Source organism: Maritalea sp. S77 (genome assembly GCF_049801075.1).
In the GTDB taxonomy this organism is placed as follows: Bacteria; Pseudomonadota; Alphaproteobacteria; order Rhizobiales; family Devosiaceae; genus Maritalea.
In genome coordinates, this window is the sequence record NZ_JBNAGG010000003.1 from 174,313 (window position 1) to 191,604 (window position 17,292).

Annotated in this window: 19 protein-coding genes; 12 read left to right on the forward strand and 7 right to left on the reverse strand. The window is 51.8% G+C overall.

Annotated elements, in window-relative coordinates; translation table 11 throughout:
- Positions 1-7: 7 nt before the first annotated feature.
- Entirely contained in the window at positions 8-889 is an 882-nt protein-coding gene (gene mutM / locus ACP15Y_RS11605) for a bifunctional DNA-formamidopyrimidine glycosylase/DNA-(apurinic or apyrimidinic site) lyase (protein WP_424983247.1), read from the reverse strand.
- Between the two features lie 146 nt (positions 890-1,035).
- On the opposite strand from mutM, the gene ubiE reads away from it, so the two are divergent.
- The 8 genes from ubiE (at position 1,036) to ACP15Y_RS11645 (ending at position 8,026) form a co-directional block, all read left to right on the forward strand.
- Positions 1,036-1,803, forward strand: a complete 768-nt coding sequence (gene ubiE / locus ACP15Y_RS11610) for a bifunctional demethylmenaquinone methyltransferase/2-methoxy-6-polyprenyl-1,4-benzoquinol methylase UbiE (protein ID WP_424983248.1) — start codon at positions 1,036-1,038, stop codon at positions 1,801-1,803.
- An 11-nt stretch (positions 1,804-1,814) separates the two neighbouring features.
- Positions 1,815-3,338, forward strand: coding sequence for a 2-polyprenylphenol 6-hydroxylase (gene ubiB / locus ACP15Y_RS11615; RefSeq protein WP_424983249.1), 1,524 nt, complete (start codon positions 1,815-1,817; stop codon positions 3,336-3,338).
- Positions 3,339-3,351: 13 nt separating this feature from the next.
- Positions 3,352-4,566, forward strand: coding sequence for a bifunctional phosphopantothenoylcysteine decarboxylase/phosphopantothenate--cysteine ligase CoaBC (coaBC, locus tag ACP15Y_RS11620; protein WP_424983538.1), 1,215 nt, complete (start codon positions 3,352-3,354; stop codon positions 4,564-4,566).
- Positions 4,563-5,021, forward strand: a complete 459-nt coding sequence (dut, locus tag ACP15Y_RS11625; RefSeq protein ID WP_424983250.1) for a dUTP diphosphatase — start codon at positions 4,563-4,565, stop codon at positions 5,019-5,021. Before coaBC ends, dut begins: the two co-directional genes overlap by 4 nt.
- A gap of 28 nt (positions 5,022-5,049) precedes the next feature.
- Positions 5,050-5,784, forward strand: coding sequence for a DUF2259 domain-containing protein (locus tag ACP15Y_RS11630; protein WP_424983251.1), 735 nt, complete (start codon positions 5,050-5,052; stop codon positions 5,782-5,784).
- 3 nt (positions 5,785-5,787) lie between these two features.
- Positions 5,788-6,528, forward strand: a complete 741-nt coding sequence (gene moeB / locus ACP15Y_RS11635; protein ID WP_424983252.1) for a molybdopterin-synthase adenylyltransferase MoeB — start codon at positions 5,788-5,790, stop codon at positions 6,526-6,528.
- A 30-nt stretch (positions 6,529-6,558) separates the two neighbouring features.
- The gene (locus ACP15Y_RS11640; RefSeq protein ID WP_424983253.1) at positions 6,559-7,512 is read left to right on the forward strand and encodes a Gfo/Idh/MocA family protein; all 954 of its coding nucleotides are present in this window, start codon (positions 6,559-6,561) and stop codon (positions 7,510-7,512) included.
- Between the two features lie 100 nt (positions 7,513-7,612).
- Positions 7,613-8,026 (forward strand): VOC family protein, encoded by a 414-nt coding sequence (locus ACP15Y_RS11645; RefSeq protein ID WP_424983254.1) that lies wholly within the window; start codon positions 7,613-7,615, stop codon positions 8,024-8,026.
- A 26-nt stretch (positions 8,027-8,052) separates the two neighbouring features.
- On the opposite strand, the gene ACP15Y_RS11650 is transcribed toward ACP15Y_RS11645, so the two are convergent.
- From ACP15Y_RS11650 to fabA, 4 genes are all read right to left on the reverse strand, one after another.
- On the reverse strand, positions 8,053-8,784 hold the full coding sequence (locus ACP15Y_RS11650) for a metallophosphoesterase family protein (RefSeq protein WP_424983255.1): 732 nt from the start codon (positions 8,782-8,784) through the stop codon (positions 8,053-8,055).
- A gap of 35 nt (positions 8,785-8,819) precedes the next feature.
- Positions 8,820-9,167 (reverse strand): hypothetical protein, encoded by a 348-nt coding sequence (locus tag ACP15Y_RS11655; protein ID WP_424983256.1) that lies wholly within the window; start codon positions 9,165-9,167, stop codon positions 8,820-8,822.
- Positions 9,168-9,372: 205 nt separating this feature from the next.
- Positions 9,373-10,599: a beta-ketoacyl-ACP synthase I gene (gene fabB, locus ACP15Y_RS11660; protein ID WP_424983257.1), complete on the reverse strand. Its 1,227-nt coding sequence runs from the start codon at positions 10,597-10,599 to the stop codon at positions 9,373-9,375.
- Between the two features lie 34 nt (positions 10,600-10,633).
- Complete coding sequence (gene fabA, locus ACP15Y_RS11665; protein WP_424983258.1) at positions 10,634-11,146, reverse strand: bifunctional 3-hydroxydecanoyl-ACP dehydratase/trans-2-decenoyl-ACP isomerase; 513 nt, start codon at positions 11,144-11,146, stop codon at positions 10,634-10,636.
- Between the two features lie 267 nt (positions 11,147-11,413).
- Here fabA and ACP15Y_RS11670 point away from each other — a divergent pair, with 267 nt between their 5' ends.
- The gene (locus tag ACP15Y_RS11670; protein ID WP_424983259.1) at positions 11,414-12,211 is read left to right on the forward strand and encodes a PhzF family phenazine biosynthesis protein; all 798 of its coding nucleotides are present in this window, start codon (positions 11,414-11,416) and stop codon (positions 12,209-12,211) included.
- Between the two features lie 124 nt (positions 12,212-12,335).
- Positions 12,336-12,782: an iron response transcriptional regulator IrrA gene (gene irrA, locus ACP15Y_RS11675; RefSeq protein ID WP_424983260.1), complete on the forward strand. Its 447-nt coding sequence runs from the start codon at positions 12,336-12,338 to the stop codon at positions 12,780-12,782.
- 3 nt (positions 12,783-12,785) lie between these two features.
- Here irrA and ACP15Y_RS11680 read toward each other — a convergent pair whose 3' ends face one another.
- On the reverse strand, positions 12,786-13,358 hold the full coding sequence (locus ACP15Y_RS11680) for an SH3 domain-containing protein (RefSeq protein ID WP_424983261.1): 573 nt from the start codon (positions 13,356-13,358) through the stop codon (positions 12,786-12,788).
- A 144-nt stretch (positions 13,359-13,502) separates the two neighbouring features.
- Between ACP15Y_RS11680 and ACP15Y_RS11685 the strand changes: the two genes are divergently transcribed.
- Both ACP15Y_RS11685 and ACP15Y_RS11690 read left to right on the forward strand, forming a co-directional pair.
- Complete coding sequence (locus tag ACP15Y_RS11685) at positions 13,503-14,504, forward strand: 2-hydroxyacid dehydrogenase (RefSeq protein ID WP_424983262.1); 1,002 nt, start codon at positions 13,503-13,505, stop codon at positions 14,502-14,504.
- A 4-nt stretch (positions 14,505-14,508) separates the two neighbouring features.
- Complete coding sequence (locus tag ACP15Y_RS11690) at positions 14,509-14,871, forward strand: hypothetical protein (protein ID WP_424983263.1); 363 nt, start codon at positions 14,509-14,511, stop codon at positions 14,869-14,871.
- Positions 14,872-14,988: 117 nt separating this feature from the next.
- Here ACP15Y_RS11690 and pnp read toward each other — a convergent pair whose 3' ends face one another.
- Positions 14,989-17,124, reverse strand: coding sequence for a polyribonucleotide nucleotidyltransferase (gene pnp / locus ACP15Y_RS11695; RefSeq protein ID WP_424983264.1), 2,136 nt, complete (start codon positions 17,122-17,124; stop codon positions 14,989-14,991).
- Positions 17,125-17,292 lie beyond the last annotated feature (168 nt).

Genomic DNA, 17,292 nt, shown 5'->3' on the forward strand with positions numbered 1-17,292 from the left:
GGTTAGGCTATATCTGACACGTTGGGCACATAAAGGTTGAGCGCCCGGATTGGACCCGCCGTTCAATCATGCTGTCGCATCCTTCATTTTGGCACGGTTCACCCTCTCGTCCATAGACCCTAAATTGATGTTGAAAATAACCTAGATCGCCCTGGGCATTCTTAAAGTCCTTTAGCGTAGAGCCGCCAGCTTCAATCGCCACAAGCAATGTGCGTTTGATGGCTTGGGTTAGCCCATCAAGGCGCGCAGGATCTTTCTTATGAGCTTTGGCCAGTTTCGCCATCGGCGTAAACGGGTCGATACCCATTTCATAAAGCGCCTCGCACACATAAATATTGCCCAGACCGGCAACATTGCGCTGATCGAGCAGCCCCATTTTCACCGGGCTCTTCTTGCCTTCAAAGCGCATAACCAAATGTTCAGCGCTGAATTGATTGGATAAGGGTTCTGGGCCCAAATGATCCAGATGCTTGTTGGGCGCATCTTCACCAATCAAATCCATATACCCAAAGCGCCGCGGATCATTGTAGATCAGTTCCACATCGCCTTGGGTTGGATGGGTTAGCCGCATCGCCACATGATCATGCTTGGGCGACAGTTTTTGCTTGTGCACCCGCTCGTCAGCATCGGGCACATATTGACCCACCTTAAAGCTGCCGCTCATGCCCAAATGGGCCAGCAGAGATTCCCGCGAACTTAGCTCCATCACAAGATATTTGGCGCGGCGCCCAACATGTTGGATGGTCTGCCCTTGAAGCCGTTCCACCATATTGTCAGGGAAGGGGAAGCGCAGATCTGGCCGATTGAGCTTCACGTCATCTATTGTTGCACCCGACAAGAAGGGTTCTAGGCCACGGCGTACGGTTTCCACCTCGGGCAATTCAGGCATGTGCTTTATCCATAATCAATGAGAGAACCAAATGGTTTACCCTTTTTACCTGCGTCAATCCAAAGCACCCCAATCTTGGTCTGTTTTATTGGAAATCCAAAACCTGTTGGGATATGGTGCGGCGAAATTGAAGGAATATCTAAAAGATGACTGACGCACAACAAACCACACATTTTGGTGAACGCGAAGTGCCTTTGGGCGAAAAGCAAGGTCTTGTGAATGATGTGTTCCATAAGGTGGCCGACCGCTATGATCTGATGAACGACATGATGAGCGGCGGCATGCACCGGGTGTGGAAGGATGCGTTTGTCGCCAAACTGGCACCGCCAAAGGTGGGAAATGATCATTATCATGTGCTCGATATGGCAGGCGGCACAGGTGATATTGCTCAACGCATTATGAGCGCCTCACACGGCAATGCCAGCGTCACTGTGTCAGACATTAATAGCGATATGTTGCGCGTGGGCGCAGAGCGGGCGAAGAAATGGCGCTATCAGGATGGCGTGGATTTTGTGGAAGCCAATGCCGAAGAACTGCCGTTTGAAGACAAAAAGTTCGACGCCTATACCATCGCCTTCGGCATTCGCAATGTGCCGCAAATTGATCGGGCATTGCGCGAAGCCTATCGGGTGTTGAAACGCGGCGGCCGCTTGATGGTGCTTGAATTTTCAACTGTGGATGTGCCGGGGCTTGATAAGGTCTATGATCTTTTCTCAGATCATTTAATCCCGCCCATGGGCAAAATGGTGACGGGCGATGGCGACCCTTACCAATATTTGGTGGAGAGCATTCGCAAATTTCCAAAGCCAGAACCGTTTGCGCAAATGATCCGCGAAGCCGGGTTTGAAAATGTGAGCTATACGCCGCTCACCGGCAACATCGCCACCATTCATTCTGCTTGGAAAATTAGATAGGCACCGCATCTATGAGCATCTCAGCCTATTTTCGCTTGGTTCGCGCAGGCTATGTATTGGCCCGCGAGGGCGCGCTTTCTGTCACGGAAGGGCAGGGCATTAAAGGGCCAGCGGCCCGCGCGATCAAATTGGCGCGGCTGATTGAACGGCGTTCTGTGCGCAAGACCGGGCGGGTGGAACGCTTGTCCAAAGCACTACAAAAGCTTGGCCCGACTTATGTGAAATTGGGGCAAATGCTGGCGACACGGCCGGACATTGTGGGCGCAAATGTATCTGGCGATCTGCAAGGGCTGCAGGATCAAATGCCGCCCTTTGATCAAAAGCTGGTGCCGCAGATTTTGAAGTCTGCGCTGGGCAGTGCGGCGGATAGGCTGGACAAGGTTTCAGACCCCATTGCCGCCGCCTCCATTGCGCAGGTGCATGAGGCCTATATTGATGGGCAAAAGGTTGCCGTTAAATTGCTGCGGCCCGATATTGAAGAGCGTTTCTACAAAGACCTTGCCTCCATGCGCGCCGCCGCCAGTTTGGCGGAACGGTTTGTGCCGAAGTCACGCCGTTTGCGCCCGCTGGATGTGATCAAGACCTTGGAGCGTTCTGCATTTCTAGAAATGGATTTGCGGCTAGAAGCGGCAGCCATTTCGGAAATGAATGAGAATATCAGCAACGATCCGGGCTTTGAAATTCCAACTGTTGTTTGGCCGCAAACCTCGAAAGAAGTGATGGTCACTTCGTGGATGGACGGTATTCCAATCCGCGATCATGCCAAAATTGATGCGGCGGGGCTGGACCGCAAAAAGATCGCCAAAGATTTGCTGCAAAGCTTTTTGCGCCATGCGATCCGCGACGGTTTTTTCCATGCGGATATGCACCCGGGCAATCTGTTTGTGGCCCCTAATGATGGCACAGTGCGGGCGGTTGATTTCGGCATTATGGGGCGCATTGGGCCAGAAGAGCAGAAGTTTCTTGCGGAAATTCTTTATGGCTTTATCACCCGCAATTATCAGCGCATTGCGCAGTTGCATTTTGATATTGGCTATGTGCCCAAGGACCAGTCGGTGGACGATTTTGCTCAGGCGCTGCGCGCCATTGGCGAACCGCTGGTGGGCCGTTCTGCTGATGAAATCTCCATGGCAAAAGTGCTCACCCAATTGATGGATGTGACCGAGCTGTTCAACATGCAAACCCGCACTGAGCTGGTGATGCTGCAAAAGAATATGGTGCTGGTGGAGGGCGTGGCCCGCTCGCTTGACCCAGAGTTGAACATGTGGACCACAGCTGAGCCAATCGTTTCGGAATGGGTGAAGCGCAAGGTGGGGCCGGAAGGCATCATCAAAGATGCGATCTCCACGGGCAATGAATTTTTGCTGGCCGCGAAAAAGCTACCGGACCTGCTGAACCGCTATGAGAAAATGCTGGAAGATGCAGAGCAGCAAAAGCAACGCACACCGTTTTTCATGAAGCGATGGTTTGCCGTCCTCAGTACAATTTTGATGGTTTTGGTTGCCGCCGCTGCGTTGAAGACCCTATTGTTCTGAAAACGAGGGGATCATTATGCTTGAAGGCCGCAAAATCTTATTGATCATCACCGGGGGCATTGCTGCCTTTAAGGCGATTGATGTGATGCGTTTGATCCGTAAAGCAGGCGGCGAGGTGCAGCCTTTTATGACGGCAGCGGCGCAGAATTTCGTCACGCCGATGACAGCCAGCACCGTTTCCGGCAAACCCACGCTAACCGAATTGTTTGACCTGAGCCGTGAAGCCGAAATCAACCATATTGAATTGGTGCGCGACGCCGATCTTATTGTGGTGGCCCCGGCGACTGGTAATTTTATGGCGAAGATGGCCCACGGCATTGCCGATGATTTGGCGTCCACCGCAATCTTGGCGCGAGATAAGGATGTGATCGTCGTCCCAGCAATGAATGTGCGCATGTGGGAGTCAGCGGCGACCCAGCGCAATTATCGCCAATTGCTGGACGATGGCATGCAGTTTTTGGGGCCGGTTGAAGGCAGCATGGCGTGTGGCGAATTTGGGCCCGGCCGGTTGGCGGAGCCACCAGAAATTTTTGATGCGATCTGCGCCTATTTCGAAAAGGGCCAAAGCCTTAAGGGCAAGCATTTTATCGTCACCTCTGGCGGCACCCGGGAACCGATTGATCCGGTGCGATTTATCTCCAATGCCTCCTCCGGCAAGCAGGGCACCGCAATCGCCCAAAGCCTGTTGGACCGGGGCGCGAATGTGAGCTTCATTTATGGCGCATCAGATGTGCCGCCCCCAGCGGGCGCACATGCGATTGCCATTGGTAGCGCGCAAGATATGTATGATGCAGTGCATCAAGCATTGCCGGCTGATGGGGCGATTTTCTGCGCCGCCGTGGCCGATTGGCGGCCAGAGCAAGCGGGTGCCGAAAAGATCAAAAAAACGCCCGACGAAACGGCTGCGCCCAGCATCCAAATGGTGCTCAACCCGGATATCTTAAAGTCTGTTGCCCAGTTGGACGCAGCGGCACGTCCTCAATTGGTGGTGGGCTTTGCGGCGGAAACCGAAAAGCTGGTTGAACATGCCCGTGCCAAGCGGCAACGCAAAGGCTGCGATTGGCTGTTGGCCAATGATGTAAGCCCGGAGATGGGTACATTTGGCGGCGACCAGAACAAGATTACATTTTTTAGCTCTGACGAGCCGGAAGAATGGGACAATATGAGCAAGAAGGGTGTCGCGGAAAAGCTGGCCGATCTTATTGCGAAAGAATTTAAGGGAGCATGATGGTCGAGGTTCAATTTAAAGTTTTGCCCCATGGCGAAGGGCTTGAGGCACCGCAGCAGGCGACATCTGGCGCGGCGGGCTTGGACTTGCGCGCAGCGGTGCCTGAGTATGAACCTATGATTATTGAACCGGGTGATCACGACATAGTTCCAACTGGATTTGCTTTGGGCTTGCCCGAATTTTATGAAGCGCAGATTCGCCCACGCTCTGGCCTAGCCGCAAAGCATGCAGTGACAACCTTGAATGCACCCGGCACCATTGATGCAGACTATCGCGGCGAGGTGCGCGTCATCCTGATCAATCACGGGAAAGCGCCCTTCACCATCAATCGTGGCGACCGCATTGCGCAGATGGTGATTGCGCCGGTTGAAAAAGTGGTCATGATAAAGACAGAATCTCTGTCTAGCACTGATCGAGGTGCGGGCGGGTTTGGTTCAACTGGGGTGTCGTCATAGGCGGCACGCTTTGCAAAGAGGTGCTCAAATGACCTTGTCTACTCCACTTTCTCGCCTTGCGCTGGTCGCAACAGTTTTCCTGACGCTTATTTCCACCGCCCTTGCGGGTGATCGCGCCTTGCTGAATGCCATTGGCTATTCAGAAGATGGCCGCTATTTCGCCTTTGAAGAATTTGGCGTGCAAGATGGCTCAGGCTTTGCCTATTCAAATATCTATCTTATTGATATTGCAGAAGATAAATGGGTAGAAGGCTCCCCCTATCGTGCAGGTTCTGACGATGAAATGACCCCGCTTCATGTGATCCGCGCGCAGGCCGCCAGCCAGGCATTTGCTGATCTGGAAGCCTATGGCATTGTCACCCCAGCAGATATGATCGCCTTCCAAGCAGATGGCGAGCCCGAAATTGATCAAACCAGCATCGCCTTTAACGTGCCGGGCTTTATGGGCCCTGCACCGCGTGATCAAATGTATGAGATCGCCCTCGATATTTTTAAGGCCCCGTCTACAGAACCTTGTGTCGATTATATGGGCCAAGAACCGATGGGTTTTGCGGTGAATTTGACCGATTTGGACGGCAATATGGACCGCATTTATGAAGATGGGCATATTCCAAAATCGCGCGGTTGCCCGATCACTTATCGCCCAACAGCGGTGTTTATGCCCTTCCAGTCTTATAGTCTTGACCATGCCGTGTTGCTGGTTTCAGTTTGGGCACACGGGTTTGAAGGGCCGGATCGTCGCTTTATCGTGGTGCCGCTTTAATTTATGTCCCTAAGCGCTGAAGAAACCGCCCGCTATGCCCGCCATATTGTGTTGAAACGTATTGGTGGGGTTGGGCAACAGCGCCTAAAAGCAGCGAAAGCGCTGATAATTGGTGCTGGTGGCTTGGGCAGTCCTGCCCTTGCCTATTTGGCAGCGGCGGGCGTTGGCACCATCGGCATTGTCGATGACGACCATGTGTCGCTTTCCAATCTGCAGCGCCAGATTGTGCATCGCTCATCTGATGAAGGAATCGCGAAGGTTGCGTCAGCGCAGCGCTTTGCTGCCGACCTTAACCCGCATATTACAGTGAACACTCATCCAATACGCCTGACGGCTGACAATGGTGATGAGTTGATCAGCCTCTATGATCTGGTGCTGGATGGCAGCGATAATTTTGCGACACGCAAGCTGGTGGCCGATTTGTGCGCTCAGCACCACAAACCACTCGTCGCGGGGGCGGTTACGCTGTTTGATGGCAATCTGACGGTATTTATGCCTTATCAGGGCGATAATCCGTCATTCGATGACCTTTATCCCGCACCGCCGGAAAATGAAGCGCAATTTTCTTGCGAGGAAGTCGGCATATTGGGGCCGATTACCGGGGTTATTGGCAGTCTCCAAGCACTTGAAGCAATTAAGTTGATCACAAAGGTCGGCGCCCCTTTGGTGGGCGAGTTGCTGATCTATGACGGGCTAAATGCCAGCGCCAGCAAAATGAAATATCGACGCCGCGCCAAAGCTTGATTATCGTTGCCTCAAAAAAAGGTAAGCGAGATGAGCAAAACAATCGCCGTGATCGGATTGGGCATTATGGGCCAACGCATGTTGCACGCGTTGAGCACTTATCCGGCATTTGAAGTCACCCAAATGTGGGACCCGAGCGAAGCGGCGCAACGCGCCGCGCGCGACATTGCCCCCCACGCCAATATTCCCCCTACAGCAGAAGCCGCAATTGATGCGGTGGATGTGGTCTATCTCGCCTGCCCACCCGCGCCGCGGCATGTGTATGCCAAATATGCGGCCGACTTGGGCAAGCCTTTATTTTTGGAAAAACCACTCGGTACCGATGTGGCCGCCAGCCGCGAACTGGTGCGCCATTTGGAGGCAGCACAGGTGCCTACGGCAGTGAATTTCGTGCAAGCGACTGGCGAAGCACTGGCGCATGTTCAATCTGCCGCTTCATCCGGCAAGATGGGCGAACTTGCAGGCATCGATATATTCGTGTCCTACGCCCAATGGCCCCGCGCTTGGCAAGTAAAAGCCGATTGGCTGCGCTTTCGCGCAGAAGGCGGCATGACACGGGAAGTGATTTCGCACTTTATGTTTTTTGCCGAACGGGTGATGGGGCGCGTGCAATTGGATTGGGCACATGTTGACTATCCCAATGATGAGCTATGCGAAACCAATTTGGCAGCACGGCTGACAAGCGAGGAAGGCACAAAACTCAATATTTTCGCTAGTGTCGGCGGCACGCAGCCCGATCGACAGGAAGTTTTCATCAAAGGGGCAAAACAGAGCTTTTCCGTGCGGCAATTCAGTGAACTATGGGCCACTAGCGGCGAGGACTTTACTCAAATTGTCGATCCGGGTGCCAATGCCCGCATTGATGGCCTGCATGCGCAGCTCGATCACTTTGCACTTATGGTTGAAGGCAGAGACCATCTTTTGGCCACGCCACAGGAAGCCTTGAGCGTTCAGGAAAAAATCGAAGCCATCTTGGCCAGCTAGCGCGCTAAGAAAAGCTCAACCAAATCAACAGGCTTTGCTTGACGGTTGGACCAAAAATCACAACAATCGTGCTTATTCTTTAAAAGATAGGTTGTCCCTTATGAAATCGATCTTCCACTTGGCTTATCACGTGACTGACCTCAACGTGGCCCGGTATTTTTATGGCGAAATTCTTGGTTGCCATGAAGGCCGCAGTGCCGAAAGTTGGGTTGATTTCGACTTTTTTGGCCATCAAATTTCACTACATGTGGGCATGCCGTTTAAAACGGCCCGCACTGGCATGGTGGGCGACCACAAAGTGCCGATGCCGCATCTTGGGGTTATTCTTGAACATGGGGATTGGGAGAAATTGGCTGAACGCCTCAAGCGTGCCAATGTGGATTTTATCATCCCTCCACAAGTGCGGTTTGAGGGCGAACCGGGCGAACAATGGACCATGTTTTTCACGGATCCATGCGGCAACCCGATTGAAGTTAAAGGCTTCAAAAATATGGATGGCGTTTTTGCCAGCTAAGGATTAGGGCGCGGCTTCCGTCGCGCCTATTCTGCCTTAAGCGAAGCCCGCCCATTTTCGGTAAGCACCCAGCTTTCTGCCCCTTCAAAAACGGCCGCTGTGAGTGGCTTGCCATAGCCTGCGCCTGAATCAAGATTGACGCGGTTTCCATAATGGGTCGCTTCGGGCACTGTGGTGTGGCCATGCACAATCAGCCAATCATGGGGGCGCGGATCATCCAAGAAGCCCTCTCTGATCCACACCAAATCATCTTCTGTTTGCTGCTCTAGGGCCACGCCAGGGCGAATCCCTGCATGGACAAACAGTAACTCACCTGCGGTGATCGTGAGGGGCAAATTGTTGATGAAGTCCAAATGGTGTTGCGGCACCGCTTCTTGCGCATCTTCATGCAATTGAAAAATCCGTCGATCAATATCCGAATCAATGCCATAGGAGGCAAGGGTTTCCACACCGCCAATGCGCTCATGAAACCAGTCATAACCTGGCTTCAGCCGATAATCGGTGCGCGGATAATCTTCCATAAACATGGAAAACATCCGGTCATGATTGCCCAAAATGCAATGCCAATTTTTGCCGGACTTTACCCCGTCAGCCAACAATTCGATCACGTCTTTGCTGTTGGGGCCGCGATCCACATAATCGCCGAGAAAGACAATCTTTGCATTTTGCCCACCATCGCGTTCGATCTTGTCGAGCACCTTATGCAGCTGCTCCAACTGGCCGTGAATATCGCCAATGGCGTAAATTGGATCGGTCATGTTTCGCACTCACTAAGGACGGTTACTGTGGTTTCTCAGAAACTTGATAGATAATTAAAGATTTCAATTTCGACAAATTCTGCGCAGGCATGAACTTTATTTTTATAAAGGGTTTCCGGGCCATTTGGACAATATCCAACGACCCAATCTTCGTCATTCTCCGAAAAATACCAACTATTTGATGATCTTTTATCAGCTGACCAATTCAACCATAAGTCAATAAGTTCTTGGTGTTCGATTAGATAGCTATAGATGCTGTTAACCGTAAGCTTCCGTTCGAATTGCTCCAAGCCAAGGGCACGGGCCATCTCTACCATGTATGTTCGGGGATGATTAGAATAGAGCCTAGGAAAGGTGCAAGCAAACTCAACTGTATCGGTCATTTCTTGCCTTCAACCCGAGCGATCACTAAACGCTATCTAAATTAAAAGGGGCCAGCTGGCCCCTCTATTTTTTTGCCGCCACCGGACACTTCGTGTCCGTCCCCGGCACCCTCGGCCATTTTTTGCGCCGCCGTCGTTCGCTACGCTCACTACCCCGGCACCCCCGCCGATTGGTGCCTAGCGCAAGCGCAGCGCGATATGCAGATTAGGCGTCTGGATGTTTGAAAATCAACGTTGCGTTGGTGCCGCCGAAGCCGAATGAGTTGGACATGACGCAGCCAATATTTTGATTATCGCGACGCTCGCGCAAAATCGGCATATCTTCAAACTCTGGGTCGAGTTCAAAAATGTTAGCGCTTTCGCACAAGAAACCTTCATTCATCATCATCACGGAATAGATTGATTCTTGCACCCCAACGGCACCCAAAGAGTGGCCGGTTAGAGATTTGGTGGCGGACAATGGCGGACATTTGTCTTCATTGCCAAACACAGCGCGAATCGCTTCAATTTCCTTGATGTCGCCAACAGGTGTGGAAGTGGCATGCGGGTTGATGTAATCAATCGGGCAATTCACGGTTTCCAGCGCCATGCGCATGCAGCGCTCGGCCCCTTCGCCAGATGGGGCCACCATGTCATAGCCATCAGATGTGGCGCCGTAGCCCACAATTTCAGCTAGAATATTCGCGCCACGTGCTTTGGCGTGCTCATATTCTTCCAACACCATCACGCCTGCGCCGCCAGCGATGATGAAACCGTCACGGTTTTTATCATAAGCGCGGGACGCCACTTCCGGCGTGTCGTTATATTTGGAGGTCATTGCGCCCAAAGCATCAAACATGTTGGACATTGACCATTCAAGATCTTCACTGCCGCCAGCAAAAACAATGTCTTGCTTGCCCATTTGTATCTGCTCATAGGCGTTGCCGATACAGTGCTTCGAAGTCGCGCAAGCAGAGGTGATCGTGTAGTTCACACCCTTGATTTTAAACGCGGTGGCCAACGTTGCAGACGCTGTTGAGCTCATGGCTTTCGGCACGGCCAGTGGCCCAATGCGTTTCGGGCTCATTTTTTCGCGGGTAATGTCCGCGGCGCTGATCAATGTTTCTGTTGATGGACCACCAGAGCCCATCACGATGCCTGTGCGCGGATTGGAGATATTGTCTTCTTCCAAGCCCGCCTGCTCAATCGCTTCTTGCATGGCAATATAGTTCCATGCGGCGCCACGCGCCATGAAGCGGGTTGTCCGACGGTCTAAAACGGAAAACGGATCGAGTGTTGGCTCGCCATGCACCTGACTGCGGAAGCCATATTTCACATGGTTTTCAGCGGTGGTGATCCCTGGCTTCGCGTCGCGCAGGCTTTGCAAAACCTCAGCGCGATTATTGCCGATGGAGGAAACAATCCCCATGCCTGTGATGACAACTCTTTTCATTTGATCCTCTTAACCTCTCGCGTGGTGCGTTTGATTATTTGTCTTCAAGGCCGATGAGGCCTACACGCAAGTTTTCGGCTTTATAGATGATTTCACCATCTGCCTTCACCCAACCATTGGCTACGCCGAACGGTAAAGGCGAACGCATGTGCTTTTTAATATCAACATGATATTGCAGCAGCTTTTTGTCATTGGTGGCTTGCCCCACAAATTTGATGGAACCGCCCAATGCACGGCCACGACCAGGCGAACCGCTCCATGACAGGAAGAAACCGATCATTTGCCACAAAGCATCGAGGCCCAAGCAGCCTGGCATAACCGGATCGCCAATAAAGTGACATTGATAGAACCAAAGATCGGGGTTCAAATCCAACTCAGCTGTGACACTGCCTTTGCTATATTCGCCACCATCGGAATCGATGTTGGTGATGCGGTCAAACATCAACATTGGCGGTGCCGGCAATTTGGCGTCGCCTTGCCCTGGCAGTTCGCCGCGTCCATGCAAAATCAAATCATCGTAACTAAACTGATGGGCGCGCTCGGTCATAAGCCCTTTTTCCCTTATTCTTGTCTTTGCGCGACGAAATATCGTGCCGCCGCCATTTCATAACCCAAAACCAAATTTGCTCGTCCATAGCATTTTTGGGCCATTGCGCAAAGTTATTGCATTTGATTAACCCATATAGGGCGCGACAAAGAAGGCCAAGCCCAAACAGGCCAATTGTCTTGCTTTTTTCGTCATTCATGGCTTGCCAGTCACATTTTGCAGCGTCATCGTGACCGGAAACGCGATGAACGGAAAGCATGAGGTGAAATGCAAATTTTTCAGGTAGATGCATTTACTGCAGAATTGTTCAAGGGCAACCCAGCCGCTGTTATGGTGCTGGACAATTGGCTGGATGAACAATTGATGCAGCACATCGCTATGGAGAACAATCTTTCTGAAACCGCATTCGTCAAACCACGCGAGAATCAGGATGGGTGGGACATTCGTTGGTTCACGCCAACGCATGAAGTGAGCTTTTGCGGCCATGCCACATTGGCAAGCGCCCATATCTTAAACACAGAATATCAGGCACCCATGCCGCTGCGCCTGTTTGGTGAGGTGGGCGAGCTTCGGGTTGAATTGCACCAAGCGCACGAAACTGCGCCGAGCTATTTGCTGGACTTTCCAAACGTCTCTTATGAATTCATAGATAGTTTGCCAGCGGAGATCGCCGCCAGCTTCGGCGCAACACCTATTGCGATTTTTAAGTCTTATGAGAACTATTTTGTGGAGCTGGAAGACGAGGCAGCGGTGCGTAATTTTGAACCAGATTTTGAAGCGTTGGCGAAGCTGGGCACAGATGGGGTCATCGTCACCGGCCGTAGCAAGGAATTTGATTTTGTATCCCGTTATTTTCTGCCCGGCGGCGGCATTGACGAAGACCCCGTCACAGGCTCCATCCACACCACGCTTGCGCCCTATTGGGCGAAAAAACTCAACGAAACCGAATTAGAAGCGCATCAGGCCTCTAAAAGAGGCGGTAATTTAACCTGTCACGTGCGAGATGATCGTGTACATATAGTTGGATGCGCAACTACTTTTATGCGTGGCCGCCTTTGCCTTTAGCTCGAAACAACCGCAAAGCACCGGATTTGTTGCATTTATGATGTTAATCTTGTACATGAGAATTTGTTGAACCCGTTTGGCGCCGCGCCTATAGTGCGCATTGACCAACTTCGGATAAGTAGGAATGAACCAGTTGCAAAAATCTAGCTTTCGTCAGCCCAGCTCTCGCGGTCCTTGTTTGACGGCTGTGTTGCGCATGGCCGGCTTGCGGCCAACCCGACAACGTTTGGCATTGGCAGATTTGATTTATGGCAACGGCCATCGCCATGTTAGCGCTGAAGCTTTGCATGCAGAGGCTGATCAGGGTGGCGTCGCTGTCTCATTGGCCACCGTTTACAACACACTCCGGCAATTCAAAGATGCTGGTTTGTTGCGCGAAGTCACAGTGGATGCGGCGCGGACCTATTTCGATACGGACACGTCTGACCACCACCATTTCTATATCGAAGATGAAGATCGCGTGGTGGATATTCCGTCCAACGAGATCGTTATTCAAGGCCTTCCGGATGCGCCGAAGGGCATGAAAATCTCACATGTGGATGTTGTGGTGCGTGTGCGGCGCGAAAACTAAGCCTTAGTCGAAGGTTTCGTCACTATAGACGCCCCAAACAAATTGCTTTTCTACCCAGCCTTTGAAATTTTGCGGTCCCGCATCTTCCCCGTCTGGGCGGAAGCGGCCAGAAATTTCGCACCATTCTTTGTCGCATTCTTGCACATTCACCAACACTTTTGGTGCCAGCTGTGCGCGCAATGGCGCGCCTCGATCAGCGCGGGCATAAAGTGGAATTGCTTGTGATTGGCCATTGAGCCAGGGGGCAACCAACCCCGTGCGACGACCAGACAAGAGCGATTGGTGAATCCAGCCTTCATCACCATCCGAATCGCGCACTTTTCGCCATGTATCGAATTCTTGCACCACTTCAACAGGCAGCCCTGATTGCGTGAAAATCCAAGCCACCTGATATTTTTGGCCCGGGCCATGGCGGACATTGATTTTGGAGGACCCTAAGGAGACGAATCGCGGCAAAGGCAAGCCGGATGGGCCCATATTCTGCGCCCATGCAGGCGCGATGGCGAGCCAAAGGGCGCACAGCACCAAGCTCAGGCCTTTGAGCGGATGGACGTGGTTTAAAAGGGTCAAACGCATCTCAAATTCATCTCTTGTTATTGGCACCAAGGCCCGATAGTTTATCCCCACTTAGGCAAAGACACCTTAATGTATGGCTAAAACCATACCCAGTGGCGCAAATTCTCTCCGCTGGGGATGTGTATACGGGTTGAAAGGGAATTTATGCCTCACACGAACGCCCGTGTTCTGGTTACGCGACAATTGCCCACCCCGGTGGAAGAACGTATGGCCGCGTTATTCAATGTGGCATTTAACACAGCTGACAAAGCCTTTACCACCCAACAATTGATTGAGGCGTCGCAAAATTGCGATGTGTTGGTGTCGACCATCACCGACGATCTGAGCGCCGATGTGATTGCGCAATTGGGCAAAGATGTGCGCTTGATTGCCCAATTCGGCAATGGGGTCGACAATGTGGATGTAAATGCCGCTGCGGCGCGCAACATCACTGTCACCAATACTCCAAGCGTACTCACTGACGATACCGCAGATATGACCATGGCATTGATTCTAGCGGTGCCACGGCGTTTGATTGAAGGCAGCCAGGTTTTGCTCAAAGACGGGTCTTGGCCCGGCTGGTCACCCAATTGGATGCTGGGGCGACGCCTTTCCGGCAAAAAGCTAGGCATTGTCGGCATGGGCCGTATCGGCACTGCCGTGGCGCATCGCGCGAAAGCTTTTGGCCTCGATATCCATTATTACAGCCGCTCGAAACGCCCGCAGAGCCTTGAGACTGAGCTTGGTGCTACCTATTGGGACAATCTGGAAGAAATGCTGGCCCAAGTCGACATTGTGACCTTGCACACGCCAGCCACCAAAGCGACCCGTCATTTGATCAATCGTGACAATATTGATCGCATGAAACCTGATGCCTTTTTGGTCAATCTAGCGCGGCCCAATCTGATTGACGAAGACGCGTTGATCGACGCTATAGAACGGGACCAAATTGGGGGCGCCGCCTTGGATGTGTTTGAGCATCACAAACCGATCAATCCGTCTCTCTTGGCGCTGGCTCGTGATAATAAGGTGGTGTTGACTGCCCATATGGGTTCAGCCACCTTGGAAAGCCGAATCGAAATGGGTGAAACCGTGTTGGTGAATATTCGTACATTTTTGGACGGGCATCAGCCGCCACACCGCGTGTTGCCGGACCATAAGGGCTAGACCCATGGGTGATCCAACAATATACTATCCACCCGACTGCAGAAACTCGCCGAAAAACCAATTGATGGTCGAGTTTTGCCTTTTCCTCTTGGGTGCGGGTCACTCTTCGCTTGGAGACATAATAGATGATGACGCCATTTGGCAGCAAAATGTCGATCATATGATCAAGGGACATGCGGATATTATCTCCACGATCAAATCCCGCGACGTTGCCCAGAATGTTGAAATTTTCAATGTGGCCACCCACGGCAATGTTGGTTTTGTCGATGGGGTTTGCCAAACCGAGACCTCACGGTTTGGTTTTTGCTTCAAAGTTATTTTTAAAAGTGCGGCCGCCAAGCGCGTGAGCAAAATCGTTAGTTATTGAGTGCGTCGTTGAAGCATTTTCGCCTTATGGACGCGAAGACAAACCGAAAACTAGCCAATACAAAAAAGCCCGGCGCAGACTAGGCTGGCCGGGCTTTGATTAGGTTAAAGGCAGCGACTATTCGTCAGCTTCTTCTTCCTTTTTGATTTCTTCACCAGTTTCCTGGTCAACCACTTTCATGCTCAAGCGCACTTTGCCGCGGTCATCGAAGCCCATCAGCTTCACATAAACGCTGTCGCCTTCTTTGATGATGTCGGTTGTTTTCTCAACGCGCTTGTCGGCCAATTGTGAAATGTGCACCAAGCCATCGCGTGGGCCAAAGAAGTTTACGAATGCACCAAAGTCCACGGTTTTCACCACGGTGCCTTTGTAAATTTCGCCAACTTCAGGCTCGTCAGTGATAGATTTGATCCACTTAACAGCAGCTTCGATGGCTTTGCCATCTGAAGAAGAAACTTTGATGGTGCCTGTGTCGTCAATGTCGACTTTGGCGCCAGTTTTCTCAACGATCTCGCGGATCACTTTACCGCCAGCACCGATCACTTCGCGGATTTTGTCGGTTGGGATCTGCAATGTTTCGATGCGTGGCGCAAATTCACCAAGTTCTTCGCGCGCACCTTCAAGTGCTTTCGACATTTCACCCAAAATGTGCGACCGGCCGCCATTGGCCTGGGCCAACGCTGTTTTCATGATCTCTTCGGTGATGCCTGCAATTTTGATGTCCATTTGCAGTGAGGTGATGCCTTCAGATGTACCCGCCACTTTAAAGTCCATATCGCCAAGGTGATCTTCGTCACCCAAGATATCAGACAATACAGCGAAACGATCGCCTTCAAGGATCAAGCCCATGGCAATGCCAGATACAGGACGCGCCAACGGCACACCAGCATCCATCAACGCCAATGACGTACCACAAACAGTTGCCATTGAAGATGAACCGTTTGATTCAGTGATTTCAGACACAACACGCAATGTGTAAGGGAAATCTTCTGCTTTTGGACGAATTGGGTTTACCGCACGCCATGCCAATTTACCGTGGCCAGTTTCACGACGGCTTGTGCCGCCCATGCGGCCAGCTTCACCCACAGAATATGGTGGGAAGTTGTAGTGCAGCATGAAGTTTTCTTTGCGTGTGCCGTCCAAGCTGTCGATGAATTGCTCATCATCGCCTGTGCCCAATGTGGCCACAACCAAGGCTTGAGTTTCACCACGGGTGAACACGGCTGAACCGTGGGTCCGTGGCAACACGCCAACTTCTGCAACGATTGGGCGAACAGTTTCAAGATCACGACCATCAATACGACGACCTGTGTCCAAAATGTTCCAACGTACAATCTTGGCTTGCAAAGATTTGAACACTGCACCGATTTGCTCGTCAGTGTATTTGGCTTCTTCGTCTTCGCTAGCTGGTGCAAAATGTTCTTTTACTTTTGCTTTGGCCGCATCAACTGCAACATAGCGATCTTGCTTGTCAGTGATTTGATATGCAGCGCGCAAATCGTCTTCAACAACTTTGAGCATTTCTGCTTCAAGTTCTGAATGATCCTCAGGCACATATTCGCGCGGCTCTTTTGCAGCCAATTCAGCCAATTTGATGATCGCTTCGATCACTTTCCGGCTTTGCTCATGGCCATACATAACGGCGCCAAGCATCACATCTTCGCTCAGCTCTTTGGCTTCTGATTCTACCATCAAAACCGCATCTTCAGTGCCCGCCATCACAAGGTCCAGCTTGCTGTCTGAAGCTTGTTCTGGTGCGAAGTTCAGCACATATTCGCCATCGATGTGGCCAACGCGCGCTGCGCCGATTGGGCCCATAAATGGCACACCAGAAATGGTGAGTGCTGCTGATGCTGCAACCATGGCCAAAATGTCTGGCTGGTTTTCCAGATCATACTGCAACACAGTGATGACAACTTGGGTCTCGTTTTTGTACCCGTTCGGGAACAAAGGCCGGATTGGACGGTCGATCAAGCGTGATGTGAGGGTTTCTGCCTCAGTTGGGCGCCCTTCACGTTTGAAATAGCCACCAGGGATTTTACCCGCAGCATAGAATTTTTCTTGGTAGTTCACGGTCAGTGGGAAAAAGTCCACGCCCGCTTTTGGTTCCTTTGCAGAAACCACAGTGGCCAACACAACGGTTTCGCCCAAAGTGGCCAATACAGCGCCGTCTGCCTGTCGGGCCATTTTGCCGGTTTCAAGGGTCAGCGGTTGGCCGCCCCAATTCAGTTCAACTTTATGATGATCAAACATGTTTAGTCCTTTAAATAGGCTCTTCGTGCCGGTTCAACAGGTGTGAACGCGGGCACAAGCCATTGATCTTTTTTAAAGGAACAAACCAGCAAGCAAGATGGCAAGGCGCTTTTAATTGGCATGGTGCCACTGATAAAAAGCGTCCGACGATCCTGCTCCGGCATTGTT